This is a genomic window from Modestobacter sp. URMC 112 (assembly GCF_053502575.1).
Genome location: NZ_CP199957.1, coordinates 1,566,337 through 1,583,187, shown reverse-complemented (window position 1 = coordinate 1,583,187; position 16,851 = coordinate 1,566,337). Strand labels below are relative to the sequence as shown.

The window sequence follows — 16,851 nt, the reverse complement described above, 5'->3', positions numbered from 1 at the left end:
GCTGCCTGGGTGTCTCCCGAGCACGGGGGTTCACCCGGCGAGCTCGTCGCACCGCGTCGAGATCAGGTCGCGGAGCCGGTCCGTCGTCGGCTCGTCGAAGCCGATCTGGTCCAGCTCATCCAGGTGTGCTCGGCTCACGGCGACGAGCCGGTCGAGCGCACGGGTGAGCGCCCGTTCGGCCAGGCCGAGCCGCTGTGCCGCGTCGAGCCACCATCGCCGGGTGAGCCGGTTCGCCCGGCCGTACATCGGGAGGGACATGGGATCGCGCCACCCCGTGTACGGCTGGGTGCACAACAGGTCGTAGGCAGGAGTGACCTCCCACAGCCCGGACGGGGCCTGCCGGACGGACAGGTTCTTGGCTTGCAGGTCGCCGTTGCCGATGAGGTAGCTGAAGGCGGCCGTCTCCAGGATGCGCCGTAGCGCCAGCGGTCGGGACCCACCTGCCACCTCGACGGCCCGGGCGAGCCCGGCCGCGACCTCCTGGAAGGTGAGCCGGTACTTCGCGGCCGGGTACCGGCCGAGCACCTGGCAGGCATCCTCCTGTGCCAGCCGGCGGACCGGGCTCCCGGCGACGACCACCCGGTCGAAGCGCTCCACCAGCAACCCGAGCCGGCCGGCCCGGTCGGGCAGCAACCGGTGGTCGGGCACAGGGAGGCCGCAGGCTCCGGCCAGGCCGAGGAAGAAGTGTTCGTTCTCGACCAGGTGTGGATAGCCGACGGGGTCGAGCTTCAGGATGGCGGGACCGGCCGTCGTCCCGACCGGCGTGCGCCACGTCTTGTCGTTGCCATGACGACGACAAGCCGCGGATGGCAGGCCATTTCCAGGCGACCGATGGACTGTCGTTGTTTGGCAACGATAGCCGACGGTCGAGCGGCGCACTCGACTACCGCGAGGTGCACCGCCTGGCCGATGACCAACGCAGACGGAGCCCCCACGACCGGACCGGCAGGAGCAGAACCCATGGCCAGCAGTCAGGCGCGCCCCATCCGCGCGGTGCTCTTCCCCAGCGACCCGGCCGAACGGGTGCGGACGATCTCGGTCGACGGCTCGACGTCGGCGCTCTGCGACGCGATGGACGCCTGGTCGCTGGACCACGTCATGCTGCCCGGGCTGCCGAGGACGACGCTGCTCCGCGACTCGGCGGGGAAGACGCACCAGGGCGCGCCGAACGCACGGGCGACGCAGTTCGTCGAGCGGTACGTCCGCGGCTTCTCCCGCGGCGGGTCGATCATGGGCGCCGCCCTGCTGGTGGGCTCCGCCGACCACGACTGGACCAACATCTCCCCCGCCGCCGAGCAGGCGGCGCTGGACGAGCCGTCGCAGCACCGTCTGGGCGCGGCCCGGCGGGGTTGAGCGGGATGCGTCAGCGCCAGGTGCTCGACCGCCGGGCGCGCTCGTAGACCAGCTCGAGGGTTCGTTCGTCGAGCGCCCGCTGCGTGAAGGCGAGCCAGCTCGCCAGCTGCCTGCGGGGTACGACGGAGATGTCGTCCAGCGGCGTCTTGATGGTCATCGTCCTGGCACCGACCGGGACGACGACGCCCCGCACCTCGATGCGGACGCCGCAGGCGGCGCTAAGCAACCGGGCGGCGCGGGTCGCCTCGTGGCGGCTGTTGCGGACGTACGGCTGCCGGACCACGTTGACCATGAACGTGCCGCCGCCCACCCAGATCCGGGCTCCGGGATGGTGCTTGGCGTTGAGCGTGAAGACACCGCCCGGGCCGATGACCACGTGGTCTATGTCCGAGCCTCTCGAACCGACCGGGATCGCGTGCAGGGCGCGCCAGCGCGGGTCCCTCTGCATCAGCTTCTGCAGCTGGGCGGCGACCTTCTCCTCGCCGTCCGCGCCGATCCGCCAGGCGCGTTCCTCGGTGTGGACGCCCAGCAGTTTCAGCAGCCTGGAGCGGACCGGAGCCGCCGCGTGAGCGGCCTCCCGGGCGGCCTTGGCCCGCTGGCGGGCCAGGTGCCCGGCCCGGGCCAGCCAGTCCAGGTCGTCGACGACCGGGGCCGCGACCGGCCCGGCCGACGGCGGGTTCGGCGGCTGCCACACCAGCCGGCCGGCCGCTACGCCGTCCGGCGCACTGACCCCGGCCCCACCTGCACCGGCAGCCGGCGGAACCGCCGCCGAACGTCCTCCAGTTCCTGCGTCAGATCCCGCTCAATCGCGCGCGATGGCGACTGAGCGCGCAACCGCCACGGCGCCGAGACGCGTAGTGGTCCGACTAGTTACGCCGTTCAGACGCGGTCACGCCGCGACAGCGGGGAAGACGACCAACGACCCATCGCCCCTTCGTTCGATGTCGATCGCGACGTCAGAGTCCTGCGCCCCTCCGTCAAGGCCATCGCCCAGAGCGCGAAGACGATAGGCACCCTTCAGCAGGTCGTCCACCGCTCCTTGCGTCCACACAAGGCTGTGAAACCCGCTGGAAGGCTTCAGCTCGAGAGTGGACAGCCGTAGAAGAACCGAGGAGATCTCACGTTCCAGTTCTTCAACGCGACGTTCATCATCCTGCAGGGTGCGGAGAAAAGCCGTGAACGGGTGATTAACACCTTCCCGTTGGGCATGCTCAACAGCTTGAAGGACCAGCACTCGGCGCTTCAGAGCGATCGCCAGCCGCGCGATTTCGAGGTGGGCACGGAAGGCGCCACCCTCCTCGTTGATGCCGGGGAACGCCTTCGTGAGGGCTCCGATCTGGACCGGCCCATCCGGCAGCGCGGCGAGCGCCGCCTGCCACTTGGTGAGCCGACTGCGAGTCCGCTCGATCGACGTGTTGATCGCATGTACGGCTGAGTCGAGGCCTAGAGAGGCGCCGACGCGTCCTTGGTCGAGGAGAACCGAAGCCGCCTTCTCGATGGCGTCGCGGCAACCACCGAGCTCGCTGCGCTCGTCGTCCAACTTGTCCTCGTGCAACTGCTCCAGCAGCTCGGTGATCCGCTCGATCGCCATCTGCCGCTGGTGATCGGCATGGGCGCTGACGCTCACCGCGATGGCCATGAGCACGAGGGGCGCCGCCACCGTCAGGGCGCCAGCGCCTGCAACCGCCACACCTGCTGTAGCTGCGGAGCCCGTCGCCGCGCCAGCAGCTGCCGCTTTGCCGGCGACGGGCACGAAAGTGGCTTGGGCCGCGATGCCGGTGGAGTTCATCAGAGCGCTGTGGACACCCCCGGAAATTTCCTTGGACGGCATGGAGCGGACGAGTCCCTTGCCGACCTGCGCGGCCATCTTCGCAGGAACCACCATCCGGTACAGCACCTCGCCACTGGCAGCGATGCTGTCGACCGGTGCGGACTTCGCTGTCTGAGACATCAGCGCAGCGAGCTGCTGCGCGAGCGGACTGGCTGCGTGCAGCGCGATGCCGCCCTCCCGACTGCGCCCGGTCGGCATCGGATGCGCCTCCAGCATCGCGATCGGAGAAGCCACGAGCGTCGACAGGACCGTTCTGAGCTCGGCCAGGCGGGCGGGTGTCATGCCACCCCCATCGCCGAGCACGTCGGGAACGCTCACGTCCTCGGTGGCGAGCGTCCACACCGGAACGGGCGTATTGCTCTCAGCAGTCACGTCTTGTGTCCTCCCCAAGCCGACAGCCCCACGTTCGGCGTCATTGCGTTTGGAGCAGGCTAGGCCTGCGACGGAGCAGCGGAGCGGCATTCGGAAGGACCAGGGAGGCGTGGCGACCCCGGACGTCACCGGCGCCCCAGGACTCCCGCCGACCGGGTCCGGGCAGAGTTCAGGGTGACCATCGAGAGCCGGTCCTGCGGCGGCCGGCATCATCACGACACCTTGCCGTTGTACGACCACGCGCCCGTCGCTGACACGTGATGCTCACAGGCGCTTCTTCCGCTCGCGCACGACGGTAGCCATCTCGCCAAGTCGATACAGCGCGTTGACCTGGCGCAGCTGCTCCGGCGTGCGCACCGGGGCGTCGAGCAGTTCCTCGCTCAGCACCACGACAGCCAGCGCCTTGGCCCGGGACACCGCCACGTTCAGCCGGTGCAGGTCGTAGAGGAACGACACCCCGCGGGGTGCGTCCTCGGCGCTGGTCGACGTCATCGAGTACAGGACGACCGGCGCCTCCTGCCCCTGGAACTTGTCCACGGTGCCCACCCGGGCGCCGTCGGGCAGCAGCCCGCGGATCAGCGCGACCTGGCTGTTGTAGGGCGCGACGACCAGCACGTCCTCGACACCGATCACGTGCCGCTCGCCGGCGGCGTCCACCCAGCCGACGCCCTGCAGCGACCACCACAGCTCCGCGACCGTCTGCGCCTCATCGGCCGAGGACGCCGCTGCCGGACGGGTGTGCTCCACGTACCGCACGGCCAGCCCGCTGGCCCAGCCGTCGACGGCGATGCGCTCCCGGTCCGGCGCCGACTCCAGCCGGCCCTCGTAGGCGAGGTCGGACACGAACGCGGTCAGCGCCGGGTGCATCCGGTAGGTCCGGTCGAGGAAGACGCCGCGGTCCTCGGGCACGGTCGGGTGCCCCTCGAGCAGGTGCTCCAGCGCCGACAGCCCCGACTCCCCCGGGTGCACTGCCTGCGCCGGCTGGGCCAGCTGCTGCGGGTCACCGAGCAGGACCAGCGACCTCGCCGCCCGCGCCACCGCGACCGCATTGGCCAGGGAGAACTGCCCGGCCTCGTCGATGACCAGGACGTCGACCGCCTCGGCCAGGTTCTCCCGGCACCAGAACCACGACGTCCCGCCGACCAGCGACACGTCCCCGTCGAGCAGACGCTTCTCCACGTCGGCCGCGTCCTTGGACCACTCCACGCCCGGCGCGCCGCATGCCTGGCTCTCCTCGCACTTCTGCAGCGCCGGCCGGCCCACGGCCCGCAGCACGTTGCCGATCACCGCGTGCGAGGTCGCCGTGACGCCGACCTTCTTGCCGGCGTCCAGCAGCTCGCGGATCAGCCGAGACGCCGCCCGGGTCTTGCCGCTGCCCGGCGGCCCCTGCACCGGGAGCACCTCGCCGTGCAGCGACCGGCCGAGCCGGACGACGGCGTCGCCGGCCTCCTCCCCCGGCAGCCGGCGGGTGTCGGCCGGGACGACGCGGTCGAGCAGCGCCTGCCCGAGGCACGGCCGGCCGGCGAGGACGTCGTCCGCCGTCGCGGCGATCGCCGCGCGCAGGGCCTTGTCGTCGAGCGGCCCTTCCGGACCGAGGCCGCGGACGGCGGCGGGAGCCTTGGTGCTCTTGACGACGAGCCGCCCGCCGACGGCGTCGAGCGCGCGCACCTCGCCGACCCGCGTGCGGGTGTCGACGTCGAACGCCGGCTTGCCGACCGACAGCTTCGCGTCCTGCGGCGGGAAGGTGAACTCGTACAGCTTGCTGCGCTTCTCGGTGCCGACCTCGACCGCCTCGGACAGCCCGCCGACGGCCGTCCGGTCCTCGATCAGCTGCTCGTCCTCGAGGTCGCCGCGGCTGAAGAACTCCCACCAGCCGGGCCGGGCCTCGCGGCGGTGCCACTGCACCAGGTCACCGAGCAGGCTCTGCCCGGCGTCGGTCAGCCGCTCGACCAGCGCGAGCTCGGCGACCTCGGCGTCCGACCGCGGGGCGGGTCCGGACACCTCGGGCACGGCCGGTCGCGGCTGCGGCCCGTGCAGCGCCTCCAGCTCGGCGCGCTCGGTCTCCAGCCAGTCGTGCAGCTCGCGGGTGGAGTCGACGTCGTCCTTGTTGTAGTCCTCGATCGCCTGCAGGCGGGCGGGGTCGCGGTCGGCGAGCCACTGCTCGTACTCGACGACGCTGGACATGGCGTCGGCGACGTCGCCGGTGTGCTCGCGTCCGTAGAAGGCCTCGACCTTCTTGATCGAGTACGACTCCTTGCTGATCCGCATCCCCTGGCGGACGACGGGATAGAGGTCGACGAACCGCTCGGCGCGCAGCAGCTGGTCGAGCTCGGCCTCGCGGACGCCGTACCGGCCGGTGAGCCGCTTGAGCGCGCTGACCTCGTAGGCGGCGTAGTGGTAGACGTGCATGCCGGGGTCGGCGCGCCAGGCGTCGACGATCCGGTCGACGAGGTCGGCGACCATTCGCCGTTCCTGGTCGGCGTCGTGGGCCCACAGCGGGGTGAAGGCGCCGGTGCGGTCGCCGAGGCCGGCCAGGTACTCCAGCCCCGCGCCGTCGCCGGACAGCGGATCGCCCTCGAAGTCGAGGTAGAGGTCGCCGGGGCTGGGCGCCGGCAGCCGCAGCAGGCCCTGCGCCGGGGCGGGCGTCAACAGCGTGCGGGTGGGCGCCCCGGCGGCGCGGCCGCGGAGCTGCTCGCGGGCCTGGCCCTGCAGCCGCTCGCGGGTGGCCTTGCCAATGCCCGACGCCTTGAGCGTCTCGGGATCGGCGTCGGCGAGCTGTGCGAGGGTGGCGACGCCGACGGCGATGAGGGCAGCGCGGTGGTCGCGGCGCATGCCGGCGACGAGGCTGAGGTCGTCGCCGGTGCTCAGCTCGTCGGCGCAGCGGGCCTGCCAGGTGCAGGTGTCGCAGTAGGCAACGGGCACCGGTCCGGTGCGCGGGACGGCGGCGACGAACGACTCGAGCCTGGTCCGCGTGCGGCGGGCGTAGGCGGCGACGTCGACCAGCCGCCACGGGCGGGCGACGCCGTCGCCGGTGATCACGGAGATCCGTTCGGGCGCGCGGCCCTGCAGGGTGGCGAGTCGGTCGGCGTAGGTGGCCATCTGCAGCAGCGCGGGGACCTTGATGCGGCGGGCGAGCTTGGCGTCGGCGACCTCGTAGGACCAGTCGCCGAGCGCCGACGGCATAGCCGTCTTGAGCAGGAAGTCGGCCTGGCCGCTCCAGGTGCCGTCGGAGAGCGTCGCCTGGTGGACGACGTCGACGCCGGCGCGCATCGCCTCGACGGTGGCCGCCTCGCTGCGCCGCCCCTGCAGCCGGACGACGGTCAGGCCCTGCGCTTCCAGCGACTCGAGGTAGGCGAGCTCGTGGGCGGTGCCCAGGTCGGCGATCAGCGACGTCCCGTCACCCCAGGCTGGTCGGGTGATCGCACCGTCGGCGACGGCCAGGTTGAGCGCCGTGAGGTGGTGGCACTCCTGGTGGCGGGTCAGGTCGGTCGGGCTGAGGAAGAGCCGCCCGTCGCTGCGGTGCACCTCAGCGCTCCCCGGACAGCAGTTGGACAACCAGCGACATGGATCCCCCGTGGTGGTGCGCAGATCGAGTCCGAGCACCCTGTCACGCGAGGTGTCAGTTGACGACCACCCGCGCCGAAGGCCCGCGAGCAACTGCTCGACGAGGCGCTGTCGCTGCCCGTGAGGCTGCACAGCAGTAGCCGTCGGGCGGTGGCGGACGGGAGGATCAGCGGATGACCGGTTGGCCGCTCGTGATCGCGGTGCTGACCGCGCAGGCGATCCTCGCCGCGGCCAGCCTCGCCTTGGTGCACCGGGCGATGCGCTCGGCATTCGGCGAACTCCACTTGGCAATCGATCGGCTCGAAGCAAGCCTCGATCAACTCGGCAAGCGGGTCACGGAGCTCCGTCGAAGGGTCGACCCTCCCGACCTCTGACGCGACACGCTCGTCCACCCGCGCGGCCGAATCCCAGCCCTGTCCGCCGCGGTGCAGTTCACGCGGACGGTCACCACTGCTGGTCGGCCAGGGTGAACCAAAGCGGCGAACACGGTGGCCCACTCGGGGAACTGCGCGACCTAGTCCTTGGCGACGGCGCCGGTGCGGTTGGGCACCAGCTCGACCCAGGTGTTGCCGGGTGCCAGCGTCACCTGATCGCCGTCCGCCCCGGTCAGGGTCACCGGGTCATCGACCTCGTCCTTGGACCAGGTGGCCGCGACCGTGTGGCCGCCGGAGGCGACGAGCGCGTCACCGCCGCCGGTCAGGACGGTCTCCGGAACCGGGTTGCCGGCCGGGTCGCGTGCGTCGGTGGAGACGACGTCGACCCGCAGGACGACGACGTTGGTGGCGGCGATCTGGCTGCCGCCGGCCTCGACGGCGGGCGTGCTGCCCTCGGCACGCAGCCAATGCCCGGCCTCGGCGTGCCAGGTCCAGCGCGGGCGCCCGACGCCAGACATCGTGAGCGCCAGGGTGCCGATCGGCTGCCCGTCGGTGACGGCGGTGGGCTGCCGACCGGCCTTCGGGTACGCGAACTGGGCGGTGGGGGCATGCCGGTGCGCGCCGTCCGCCTGGGCGACGAGAGCCTCCGGCGTCGCGTAGACGTCGTGCGGCGCCCGGCGGGTCGACGTGCGGTGGAAGCCGTCGGTACCGGAGTCCTGGGTAAGCACCTGGAGTCCGGCGTTGCGGGCGGCGTCGACGTAGGTCGGGACGCCACCGGAGAAGGCGAGCAGGCCGTGCAGCGGCGCGGTGATCGCGGGGTCCATCGGCCGGATGGAGCGCACCGGGCCGATCTCGGGTGGCAGGTTCGAGTGGTAGACGGCGACGAACCGGGTGATGCCGCCCTCGACGACCTGCTCCCACACCAGGTCGGCGGCGTTCAGCCCGGTCTGCGGGTGGGCGTCGACCGAGTTCTCGATCTTCACGGCGAGCGCCGGTTGGTCCGCGACCGTCCCGGCCGGGACGCCGGTCAGCGGCCAGGCGGGAGTGGTGCTTGCTCCGGCGATCGAGTCGAGAAACGGCAGCGCGGACAGGTTCCGCCCCGCTGCCTGCCACCCGACCACGACGGCCGCCACCAGGAGCACGAGCAACGCCGCGCGGCGACCGCGGCGGGGCTTCGACTTCCGGCGGCCCTGGCCGACGTCCGTTTCTTCGTCGGGGAGCCCTTCCTGGCCCCCGAGCCCTTGCTGGGTCCGGAACGCCGCTTGGGCGGGGTGGACCTGGGCACGTCAGGACTTGCTGGCTCGGCGAGGCATCCCTACTCGTATCGGCACGGCGCGACGGGTGCTGACACCCCCGGCCTTCTTCAGCCGTCCACAAGATGAATCCGGCGACTGAGCAGCAGCCCGTTCGTCTGGCGGGGAACTCAGCCGCTCCAGTGACGTCTCGCTGAGTGCTCCCTCTCCGGCGCTTTACGACACCCCTGCCTTGACGCCGATCAACCGCCTGACCACCGCTTCCCCGCCCACACGGCGGATGAATTCCAGGTCGCCGCAGACGACGAGCAGGTCCCGGGCGCGCGACAGGCCGACGTACAACATCTCCCGGGCCCGTTCCTCGTGCCGGAAGCCATTCACCGCCAGTACGACGGCCGGCCGCTCCAGCCCTTTGAACCCCAGGACGTGCCCGTCGGAGCACTGCGCCGGTTAGGTGGGCGGCCAGTCGGGTCCCGGCAGGCAGTAGTTGCTTCTGCGGGCCTCGGCGGTGCTGATGCCGGGACCGCGGGCGGCGGCAGGGTCAGCCGCCACGTCCCGGTTCAGCGATTCAAGCCGCTCTACCACCTGCCGCATGCCGCGGATGTCGTACGCATCCAGCACAGCGCGGTCCAACTCTGCGGTCAAGTCGATGAGCGCCTGGGACTTCGGCTCCGCCTCCATCCCGTATTGGGCCGCGAGCGAAGCGCCCTGACGAAGACGTGATGCCCGGTTGGTCAGGATCGAGTCGGCCAGTTCGGCGATGACGGCCACCTGACGCTCGCTGGGCGTCTGCGGCCACGGAAAAGATGACCAGGCGAAAGAACCTGGGCGCCGCTCGGTCGTCTTGGCATCCGTTGTTCGCGCCCGGACCCAGGTGCTGTACGCCTCCGAGGTCAGGACGCCGAACGAGTAATCGTCACTCAGCGCGTAGACCATCAGTGTCTCGTCGGCCCGGGTGGAACTGTCGACGAAGGTGACGATCGAGGTGGCACCTCGGGGTGGAGCTGTCGGCGTCACCAGGTAGCGGTCGAGTCGGCTGGTGGCCCGGAGCATCTCGCGGCGCGGCCCGACCAACGTCCACCAAACATCGAACTCCCTGGCGTAGCGCTCGGCGGCCGTGGCGTCGGGGTCCACCTCCTGCCGGCGGATGTTTTTCTTGTGCTCCTTTTCCTTCGCCAGACGGCGAGCGGGCAGGGCGAACTTCTCCAGATGGTCCATCAGAACCGGATAAATGCGACGCGCTGCGGGCTCCTTCCGTTCGTCGATGTCGATGATCCACCGATTGACGCCGACACCTCCAAGCATCGCGTCACTGGTCAGCACCGGATGTACGACTGCCCCAAACTCAGAAGCGCTGAGGTCGAAGAGCCGTTCGGCCGCCCCGCGCCCCACGACGAAGGCATGCGCAGGGGATGCCTGCTGTCCGCTGAAGCGAACCTTCGGCCAGGTGTTGACCGGCAGCGCGACGACGCGGTGCCGCGGCGTCGGCACCTCGAACGGAAGTTCCTCCTGGCCCCTGGCGGTGGTCACAGGCCGATGATGCGCTGACCGACCCGTGCGCCCGCCCACGCCATCCTTCCTACCCCGCGACACCGACTACCGCGAGCACCTTTCGGTGCCCGGAGATGCGACCCTCGGAGCCGTGGCCGACTTCATCGCTGCGCTGGGCAAGGATCGCTACCGCAACTGGGAGGTGTGTAAGCGCGAACAGCTCTGGGGGATGGTGGCCAGCGGCAGTAACTGGCGGAGCAACGGCCGGCGGGTCCAACGCGGGGACCGCATCTTCATCTGGCGCAGCGGCCACGGCTTCATCGCCCAACTGGAGGCTCAGGGGCCCATGCGGCTGACCGCAGAGCCCGGTGTCCCGGTGCCCTGGGATGAGCCCAACCTCTTCGGTGGGGTCGTCGACATCCGTGTCGTGACCGAGCTGGCGACGCCGATCGGTGACAGCTTTCCCAATGCGAACGGACGCGTCGGACTGCGTTTCGGCTTTAATAACACCGCCTTGCAGCACGTCTTCGAAGAGGTCAGTCCCGACGTTGGCGCGAGAATTCAGGCAGCCTTCCGGGCTCAACAGACCGAGTCACTCGGCGTCCCCTTCGAATCAGGTCCGGCACCTGGGCCCGTTAGCGCCGCCCAGCCTTTCGATGTCGACCCTGACGCCGTCGACCGCGGCCTGCTGGCCCACTACCGGACGCTTGAGGCCCTGGCCGAGTGGGTCGGCGCTCGTGGATGGAGGCCCCGACTGCCCGCACGCGGCGAGCCGCTCTACGACCTCTCGTGGCAGGACGACGACGAGGTCGTCCACGTGGCCGAGGTGAAGAGCACGACCGAGGAGAACCGGGAGAAACAGCTCCGGCTGGGCCTGGGGCAGGTGCTGCGTTACCGGCACGCGCTGGCCGCCTCGGGTCGGGAAGTGCAGGCCTGGCTGGTCACTGAGGATCCGGTGCGGGACGACACCTGGAACCCGGTTTGCGCCGCGGTTGGCGTGAGGCTCACGTCGCCCGTCGAACTCCCTTCACTGATTCTGTAGGGCGAGATCCTCCGCTGCGACCCGCGAGGCTCCGACGAGGAGAGCCACGTTGACGCGATTCGCCCGCGCTTTCAGCGACAGCGCAGCCGCGACAGGGCATGGCTGCGGCACACGTCAAGGGAGCCGTGTGGATGGAATCGGGCGGCGTCATTCCGCCGGAAGAACGGCGGCCACTGCTTGGGCGACGAAGGCGAGGTCGTCCCCGAACTCGTCGGCCTTGTCGCTCGCCGGCTGGTCCACGGGCTCCACCCCGTCCTGCGATGACAGTGCGGTGCTCTCCCGCAGCTGGTTGCGCCGACGCAGCTCCCGCAGCTCCGCGGACTCGTCGGGATTGCCGACACCCTCACGACTGCTAGAAGCCGGCGGTGCCAGGCCGTCCTCCCGGTCGGCGATCTTCAGCCAGCGCTGCAGGCAGGAGTCAGAGATCCCGAAGTCCCCGGGCAAACCTGGGCGACCGACGCCTCGCCTTTGCGGGCCACGGCCATCACCTCTCGCCGGGACTCTGGCGGAAACGGTTTGGGCACGATGCTGATCCCTTCAGCGAGGCCGCAGCCTCACAAGCAAGGAGTCAACCGAACTGGGGGCAGTCCCCCGTCGCGGACGCAATAGCTCATCCCCGCGGTAGAGCACCGACAGAGCACCAAGCCCGTGCACAAACAGGCAGCAGCGCTCACACACCGGGGCTCGCCAACGAGAGTCGAGACACTGCCATGCCACGCACCAACGCCGATAGCGTCCGCACGTTCGCCAGCACCACCGCCGGAGGTTGCGCCACGTTGATGGTTCGGACATGGACGCGCTTGTCCACGTGCTCGATCCGCAGATCGGGCGGCACGGTCTCACCCGCGGCGTAGATGAGCAGGCCCTCCGGCAGTCGCAGCGCCGTCAGGTAGGCCAGCATCTGATAGACGTCAGCGTTCGGGATCGTGCCAGCTGTGCGCTTGTACTTGCAGTCCCCGGCGAAGAGACAGCGGCCGGCGACCCACCACGACAGGTCGGGCTCGAGCGGGACGCTGCGGCCGACGTCGAGGTGGATGCGCTGCCCGCGGCTGGCGGCCGGGAAGGCCTTCTCGTCCAGCCGTAGCGCCTCGCGCAGCGCGACCCGGATAAACCGCTCGAAGACGGCGTTCATGTCGACGATGAGCGCGCTTGCATCCTGACCGCCCCACTGGGCCTCGAGCCCCGCGCCGGAGAGGATCAGCCGCGCGAGCGCCACGGCGGGCCGGTAGCGCTCGTTGAGCCGAGTCCACATCGGCTCGCGCAGGTCCCGGCGGTCGACGACCAGGCCACCGATGCCGTTGAGCTGCTGGCGCAGCCGGGCCAGGGCGATCCGCGGCCCGCGATGGCGTAACCGCAGCCGGCCCAGGACGTCGACGGCGCTGCGTAACAACCGGTTCTCAAGGATGTCCGGGGTGAACTCGTCGTAGCGCACCTCCACCGGCATCGGGAGTCCGGTGCGGACCCGCATCTGCTCGGCCAGGCGCACCCGGCCCCGGACGGTCACCAGGGTGTCGTCCCGGGGCCGGTAGCCGTGCAGCAGACCCGGACGCAGGGCCGCCTGCGCGGCCCGGACGAACAGCGGCACGATCGCCTCGGCCAGGTTGGCATCACAGACCAGCTCCGCAGATGTCTCCCGCCATGCCTTCGCGTCCAGGGCGTAGGAGAGCAGGAACAGCACCGGCGCGATCCCGATCTTGGGCTGCAGCTCCACGGTCAGCTCACCGACGCGCACCACTCCGACCGATGAGCCGCCGGTGAGCGTGTATGTGTCGGTGCTGCCCGGGACCGTCTCGATGGTCAGGCCGGGCACGAGCTGGCGCAGTGCGTCCCGCTCGGCCACCGACAGGGGCACCGGATCGCTTGGGATGTACTCGGTGAGCACGAGCGGAGGCCGCATCAGGATGCCTCGTCCACCTCGGCGCTCTCCGCCTCCGCGCCGCCGGTGTCCGGTGCAGTTGTGCGGGCGCGCAGCCGTGCCAGCTCGAACTGGCGCAGCTGGTCGGGATCGGCGAAGAAGTGCTCCTCGAGATAGGGCAGGACCGAGAACTCCCAGGCGCGCTGCACCAGCTGCTCGTCCAGGTGGTCTTTGAGGAAGTGGCTAGGGCCGATTGCCACGTGCCGGTCGTCGAGCAGCGCGTTGGCGCGGTCGACGACGTCGGCTACCCAGCCGAGCTCCGGTTTCCGGTCGGCGAGCCAGCGCCGCAGTAGGCTGTCGATCGGCGCGGTGTCCGGGAAGAACGGCACGAAGTGAAAGCGGCGCCGCAACGCCGAGTCGACCAACGCGATCGACCGGTCGGCGGTGTTCATCGTGGCGATGATCTGCAGGTTCGTCGGCAGGGCGAACGGAGTGTCGGAGTACTGCAGCCGGATCTCCTCGTCGCGGTACTCCAGCAGGAACAGCAGCTCGCCGAGCACCTTCGAGACGTTGGCCCGGTTGAGCTCGTCGATCAGTAGCACGTGGGTCACGTCGGGCCGCTGCTGCGCGAGCGTCGCGATCCGCTTCAGCGGGCCGTCGACGACCTCGTAGGTGACCTGCCCGTCGACCAGCTTCGGCCGGTAGCCCTCGATGAAGTCCTCATAGGCATAGGACGGGTGGAACTGGACCTTCTCCACCGTGCCGCCGCCGCGGGCGATGTGGCCGGCGAGCTTGCGGGCGACGAACGTCTTCCCGGTGCCCGGCGGGCCGTAGAAGACCACCTGGCCCTTGTCGGCCAGCAGTCCCACGATGCGAGCCAGGAAGTCCTCGCTGAGGTACAGATCGTCGGCGAGCGCCGCCAGCGGTTCCTCTGGGACGTGCTCGCGGTGCATCAGCCACCAGGTGAACTCCTGCATGCCCCACGGATCACCCGGCAGGTGTGGTTCCAGCAAATCCCGGATGGCGTCGTTGGTGGCGGCCGCGGCCGCGCCGGCGCTGAGCCCGCCGGGAACCTCCGCGCCGAGCAGGTCCAGGATCGTGCGCTTGCCGACCTTGCCGCGGGTCGGGTAGCAGGGAATCCACCGCTGCGCGTCGGTGACCGCGAGCGCCTTGACCAGCATCGCCTCGCCGACGCCGGGCAGCTTCCGATCACCGGCGAGACAGTCCTCGAGCCGGGCGACGACATCCCCGGGGCCGTATAGCAGGAACTGCAGGCTGCCGGTGACCCGGGCCAGGTCCTCCTCGGTTTGCAGCAGCCGGTTGAAGCCCGGCTGCGGTCCGGGTGAGCCGTACGCCGGCCCGGCCAGGCGGCGCAACAGAGGCAGGTCTGGGTCGGCGAGCCCCTCGGGGGTCAGCGCGGCGGCGAGCTCGGCGCGCTCACCGTCGCGCCGGGCGCGACCGGCGGGGTAGCCGGTTTGGGTGCGGAACTGCTCGACCAGCTCGCCCAGCTCGTCCACGTTCTGTCCCTTCAAGAAGCGCTGATAGGCCTCGACCTTCGCGGTGTCCCAGCCCGTCGGCGGCTGGCCGGCCAGCACCTGCCACAGCAGCCCCTGCGCGTCCAGGCGGTCCCGCAGCCCGGCCACGCCGCGTCGGCCGCATTCGGCGGCGAAAGCGTCGAGGAACGCCAGCGCCTCGGCGTACCGATCGCCCGGCCCGGCGTCGCGCTCGTGCGGCCAACCGGTCAGCTGGTAGGCGGTGGTGAAGGGGGTCACCCGGAAGACCGGGAGGTCGGTGACGGCACGAGCGGCCAGCAGGAACGACGCCAGGTTGATCTGGGTGCCGGCGCCGGAGACGGTGGAAGGCAGCTGCGCGCAGAACGCGTCTACGGCGGTATCGACGTCCCGATCGAGATCCCACAGGCCGAGCAGCAGCTCGCGGGCGGTATCGGTGTTCTCGTCCACCCACGTGAGGAACGCCGCGTGCATCCGCCACGCGGTCAGGTTGTTCGGCGGCCCAAAGGTCCGGCGCAGCAGCCGCGGCCACTCCGGATCGCCGCCCTGCACGGCATCGGCAGCGGCGCGCAGCAGTACGGCGATCTCCAGCTTGTACGCCCGCTCCTCCGCCTCCAGATCCACCGACTCGGCGAAGCGCGCCGCCCAGTGCACCAGCGGATCCCAGCGCACCGGCGTGCCGGCGGCCTCGAGCGGCGCGAGGGCTCGGATCGCCCGCCACTGCTCGGACGTCACGACCAGGTTGGTCCCGGCCCACGGCCGATGCAGCACATCCATCGCGGACAACACCGGGTGCGCCTGCGCCTCCGCGCGCGTGATCGGCGGCAACACGTGCCGCTCCACGAGCAACTTGACGCGATGCTCCTGCCCGCCGACCGTCTCCGGCCGAAACTCCGGGGTTTGCCGCAAGTCCGGGCGGCCGACCAAGCGGCCGAGCGCGTATACCCCGGCGTCCGGCCCGCCCTGCCAGAGCACGACGGCGTCGCCGGGATTCATCTCCGTCCGGTGCCGGGTCACCGTCCAGTCGGTCACCTGCCCCGGCTGCATCGCCGGGAGATGCTCAACCAAACTCCACTGCTTGGGATTTGCTTGGAACAGCCAGAACCGCCGCTCGCCTGCCGCCCACGGCGAGCCGGCCGGCCACCGGTCGAGGAACCGCTCCTGCACCGCCGCCGCGAACTCGGGATCCAGCGCGAACATGTAGCCCTGCTTCACCCCGCCCACAGAGTTGAACGGCCCCTCGCCGCCGTCTCGCTCCGGCAGATCCGCCAACGGCACCGGGTTGCTGAGCGGGAAGTACTCGACGCGGGTCAACCAGCCCTCGTCCCGCTCCTCGACCGGGCCGTACGGCCGCGTCGCATGCACCGCCTCCGTGACCGTCTCTCCGACCGCCACGATCGCCCCGCGGCGGTAGTGCAGCAGCACGTCACCGGGCCGCATGCGGCCCAGGTTCAGGTGATGGGCGACCTGGGGCCCGGCACTGCCGGCGAAGACGATGCCGGCGTCACGCTCCTCGTCAAACGACTGTCCCTGGTTGACCCACCAGACACCGGCCGCTGGCTGCTCTGACCGGCGGTTGAATCGCGGCTGCAGTGCGGCGACCAACTGCGCCTTGAGCTGCTTGGGATCATCCGATCGTCGCCACGAGACGGTGCACCGGGCCAGCCATGCCGTGAGGTCTTGTGCCGTTGCCGGCTGGTCCGGACTGCCGAGCTCGGCGAGTACCTGATCCCGCAGCACGGATCCGCCTTGCAGGTGCTGCCGCAGCCGCCGGCGTAGGTCGTCGGAGTAACCGACGTAGATCGGCGCGCCGGCAGCGTCGGTGACCACGTGAACTCCCGGCTCTGCCGGGGCCGCAGCCGCCGCCTCTGTCGTGAAGGCCACTGCCTCGCTGAACCCCTCAAGAGAAGCCGTCGGGCCGCTCATCACTCCCCCGTCGCCGATCTATGCCCGACACTACGGTCGGTCCCCGAAGTACCTGACGACGCGGTCTGCGACGGCGTGGCTGACGCTTCGTGCGGCCCCGATGCCCGCCCCTGCCGCCTGAGCCCGATGATGCCGGTGCCGGTTCACCGGTGTGAGTACCGCAAGTCGCCGCGCCCGTACTCGCCGTTCGCGACCATCGACCGCGCGAATAGGTCGTCGAGCGACAACTGCCAGACCGGTGCCCGCCGGACGCATAGACGTCGGCACCGGGGAGCACCT

13 protein-coding genes are annotated in these 16,851 nt (G+C 70.7%); 3 read left to right on the top strand and 10 right to left on the bottom strand.

The genetic code is table 11. The features are described from left to right. Positions 1–30: 30 nt before the first annotated feature. Entirely contained in the window at positions 31–879 is an 849-nt protein-coding gene (locus ACWIX6_RS07535; protein ID WP_448616219.1) for a type II toxin-antitoxin system HipA family toxin, read from the bottom strand. An 81-nt stretch (positions 880–960) separates the two neighbouring features. Here ACWIX6_RS07535 and ACWIX6_RS07530 point away from each other — a divergent pair, with 81 nt between their 5' ends. Then, positions 961–1,353 (top strand): hypothetical protein, encoded by a 393-nt coding sequence (locus ACWIX6_RS07530; protein ID WP_448616218.1) that lies wholly within the window; start codon positions 961–963, stop codon positions 1,351–1,353. A gap of 10 nt (positions 1,354–1,363) precedes the next feature. On the opposite strand, the gene ACWIX6_RS07525 is transcribed toward ACWIX6_RS07530, so the two are convergent. The 3 genes from ACWIX6_RS07525 to ACWIX6_RS07515 form a co-directional block, all read right to left on the bottom strand. Further along, the gene (locus tag ACWIX6_RS07525) at positions 1,364–2,047 is read right to left on the bottom strand and encodes a nuclease-related domain-containing protein (protein ID WP_448616217.1); all 684 of its coding nucleotides are present in this window, start codon (positions 2,045–2,047) and stop codon (positions 1,364–1,366) included. A 195-nt stretch (positions 2,048–2,242) separates the two neighbouring features. Further along, positions 2,243–3,556: a hypothetical protein gene (locus ACWIX6_RS07520; protein ID WP_448616216.1), complete on the bottom strand. Its 1,314-nt coding sequence runs from the start codon at positions 3,554–3,556 to the stop codon at positions 2,243–2,245. Positions 3,557–3,820: 264 nt separating this feature from the next. Beyond that, positions 3,821–7,081: a TM0106 family RecB-like putative nuclease gene (locus ACWIX6_RS07515; RefSeq protein WP_448616215.1), complete on the bottom strand. Its 3,261-nt coding sequence runs from the start codon at positions 7,079–7,081 to the stop codon at positions 3,821–3,823. A gap of 212 nt (positions 7,082–7,293) precedes the next feature. On the opposite strand from ACWIX6_RS07515, the gene ACWIX6_RS07510 reads away from it, so the two are divergent. Continuing rightward, positions 7,294–7,494, top strand: coding sequence for a hypothetical protein (locus ACWIX6_RS07510; RefSeq protein WP_448616214.1), 201 nt, complete (start codon positions 7,294–7,296; stop codon positions 7,492–7,494). Between the two features lie 140 nt (positions 7,495–7,634). On the opposite strand, the gene ACWIX6_RS07505 is transcribed toward ACWIX6_RS07510, so the two are convergent. The 3 genes from ACWIX6_RS07505 to ACWIX6_RS07495 form a co-directional block, all read right to left on the bottom strand. Further along, the gene (locus tag ACWIX6_RS07505; protein ID WP_448616213.1) at positions 7,635–8,636 is read right to left on the bottom strand and encodes a DUF3048 domain-containing protein; all 1,002 of its coding nucleotides are present in this window, start codon (positions 8,634–8,636) and stop codon (positions 7,635–7,637) included. A gap of 327 nt (positions 8,637–8,963) precedes the next feature. Further along, positions 8,964–9,155: an ATP-binding domain-containing protein gene (locus ACWIX6_RS07500; protein WP_448616982.1), complete on the bottom strand. Its 192-nt coding sequence runs from the start codon at positions 9,153–9,155 to the stop codon at positions 8,964–8,966. A gap of 42 nt (positions 9,156–9,197) precedes the next feature. Next, the gene (locus tag ACWIX6_RS07495; protein ID WP_448616212.1) at positions 9,198–10,277 is read right to left on the bottom strand and encodes a hypothetical protein; all 1,080 of its coding nucleotides are present in this window, start codon (positions 10,275–10,277) and stop codon (positions 9,198–9,200) included. A gap of 112 nt (positions 10,278–10,389) precedes the next feature. Between ACWIX6_RS07495 and ACWIX6_RS07490 the strand changes: the two genes are divergently transcribed. Continuing rightward, complete coding sequence (locus ACWIX6_RS07490; protein WP_448616211.1) at positions 10,390–11,280, top strand: hypothetical protein; 891 nt, start codon at positions 10,390–10,392, stop codon at positions 11,278–11,280. 147 nt (positions 11,281–11,427) lie between these two features. Here the strand turns inward: ACWIX6_RS07490 and ACWIX6_RS07485 are convergent, their stop codons facing one another. From ACWIX6_RS07485 to ACWIX6_RS07475, 3 genes are all read right to left on the bottom strand, one after another. Beyond that, entirely contained in the window at positions 11,428–11,724 is a 297-nt protein-coding gene (locus ACWIX6_RS07485) for a hypothetical protein (RefSeq protein ID WP_448616210.1), read from the bottom strand. A 226-nt stretch (positions 11,725–11,950) separates the two neighbouring features. After that, positions 11,951–13,177, bottom strand: coding sequence for an McrC family protein (locus ACWIX6_RS07480; RefSeq protein WP_448616209.1), 1,227 nt, complete (start codon positions 13,175–13,177; stop codon positions 11,951–11,953). Continuing rightward, complete coding sequence (locus ACWIX6_RS07475; protein WP_448616208.1) at positions 13,177–16,476, bottom strand: AAA family ATPase; 3,300 nt, start codon at positions 16,474–16,476, stop codon at positions 13,177–13,179. Before ACWIX6_RS07475 ends, ACWIX6_RS07480 begins: the two co-directional genes overlap by 1 nt. Between the last annotated feature and the right edge of the window lie 375 nt (positions 16,477–16,851).

Coding starts and splice junctions, on each gene's coding strand:
- ACWIX6_RS07510 (WP_448616214.1), top strand. CDS start 7,294: ATGACCGGTTGGCCGCTCGTGATCGCGGTGCTGACCGCGCAGGCGATC.
- ACWIX6_RS07480 (WP_448616209.1), bottom strand. CDS start 13,177: ATGCGGCCTCCGCTCGTGCTCACCGAGTACATCCCAAGCGATCCGGTG.
- ACWIX6_RS07530 (WP_448616218.1), top strand. CDS start 961: ATGGCCAGCAGTCAGGCGCGCCCCATCCGCGCGGTGCTCTTCCCCAGC.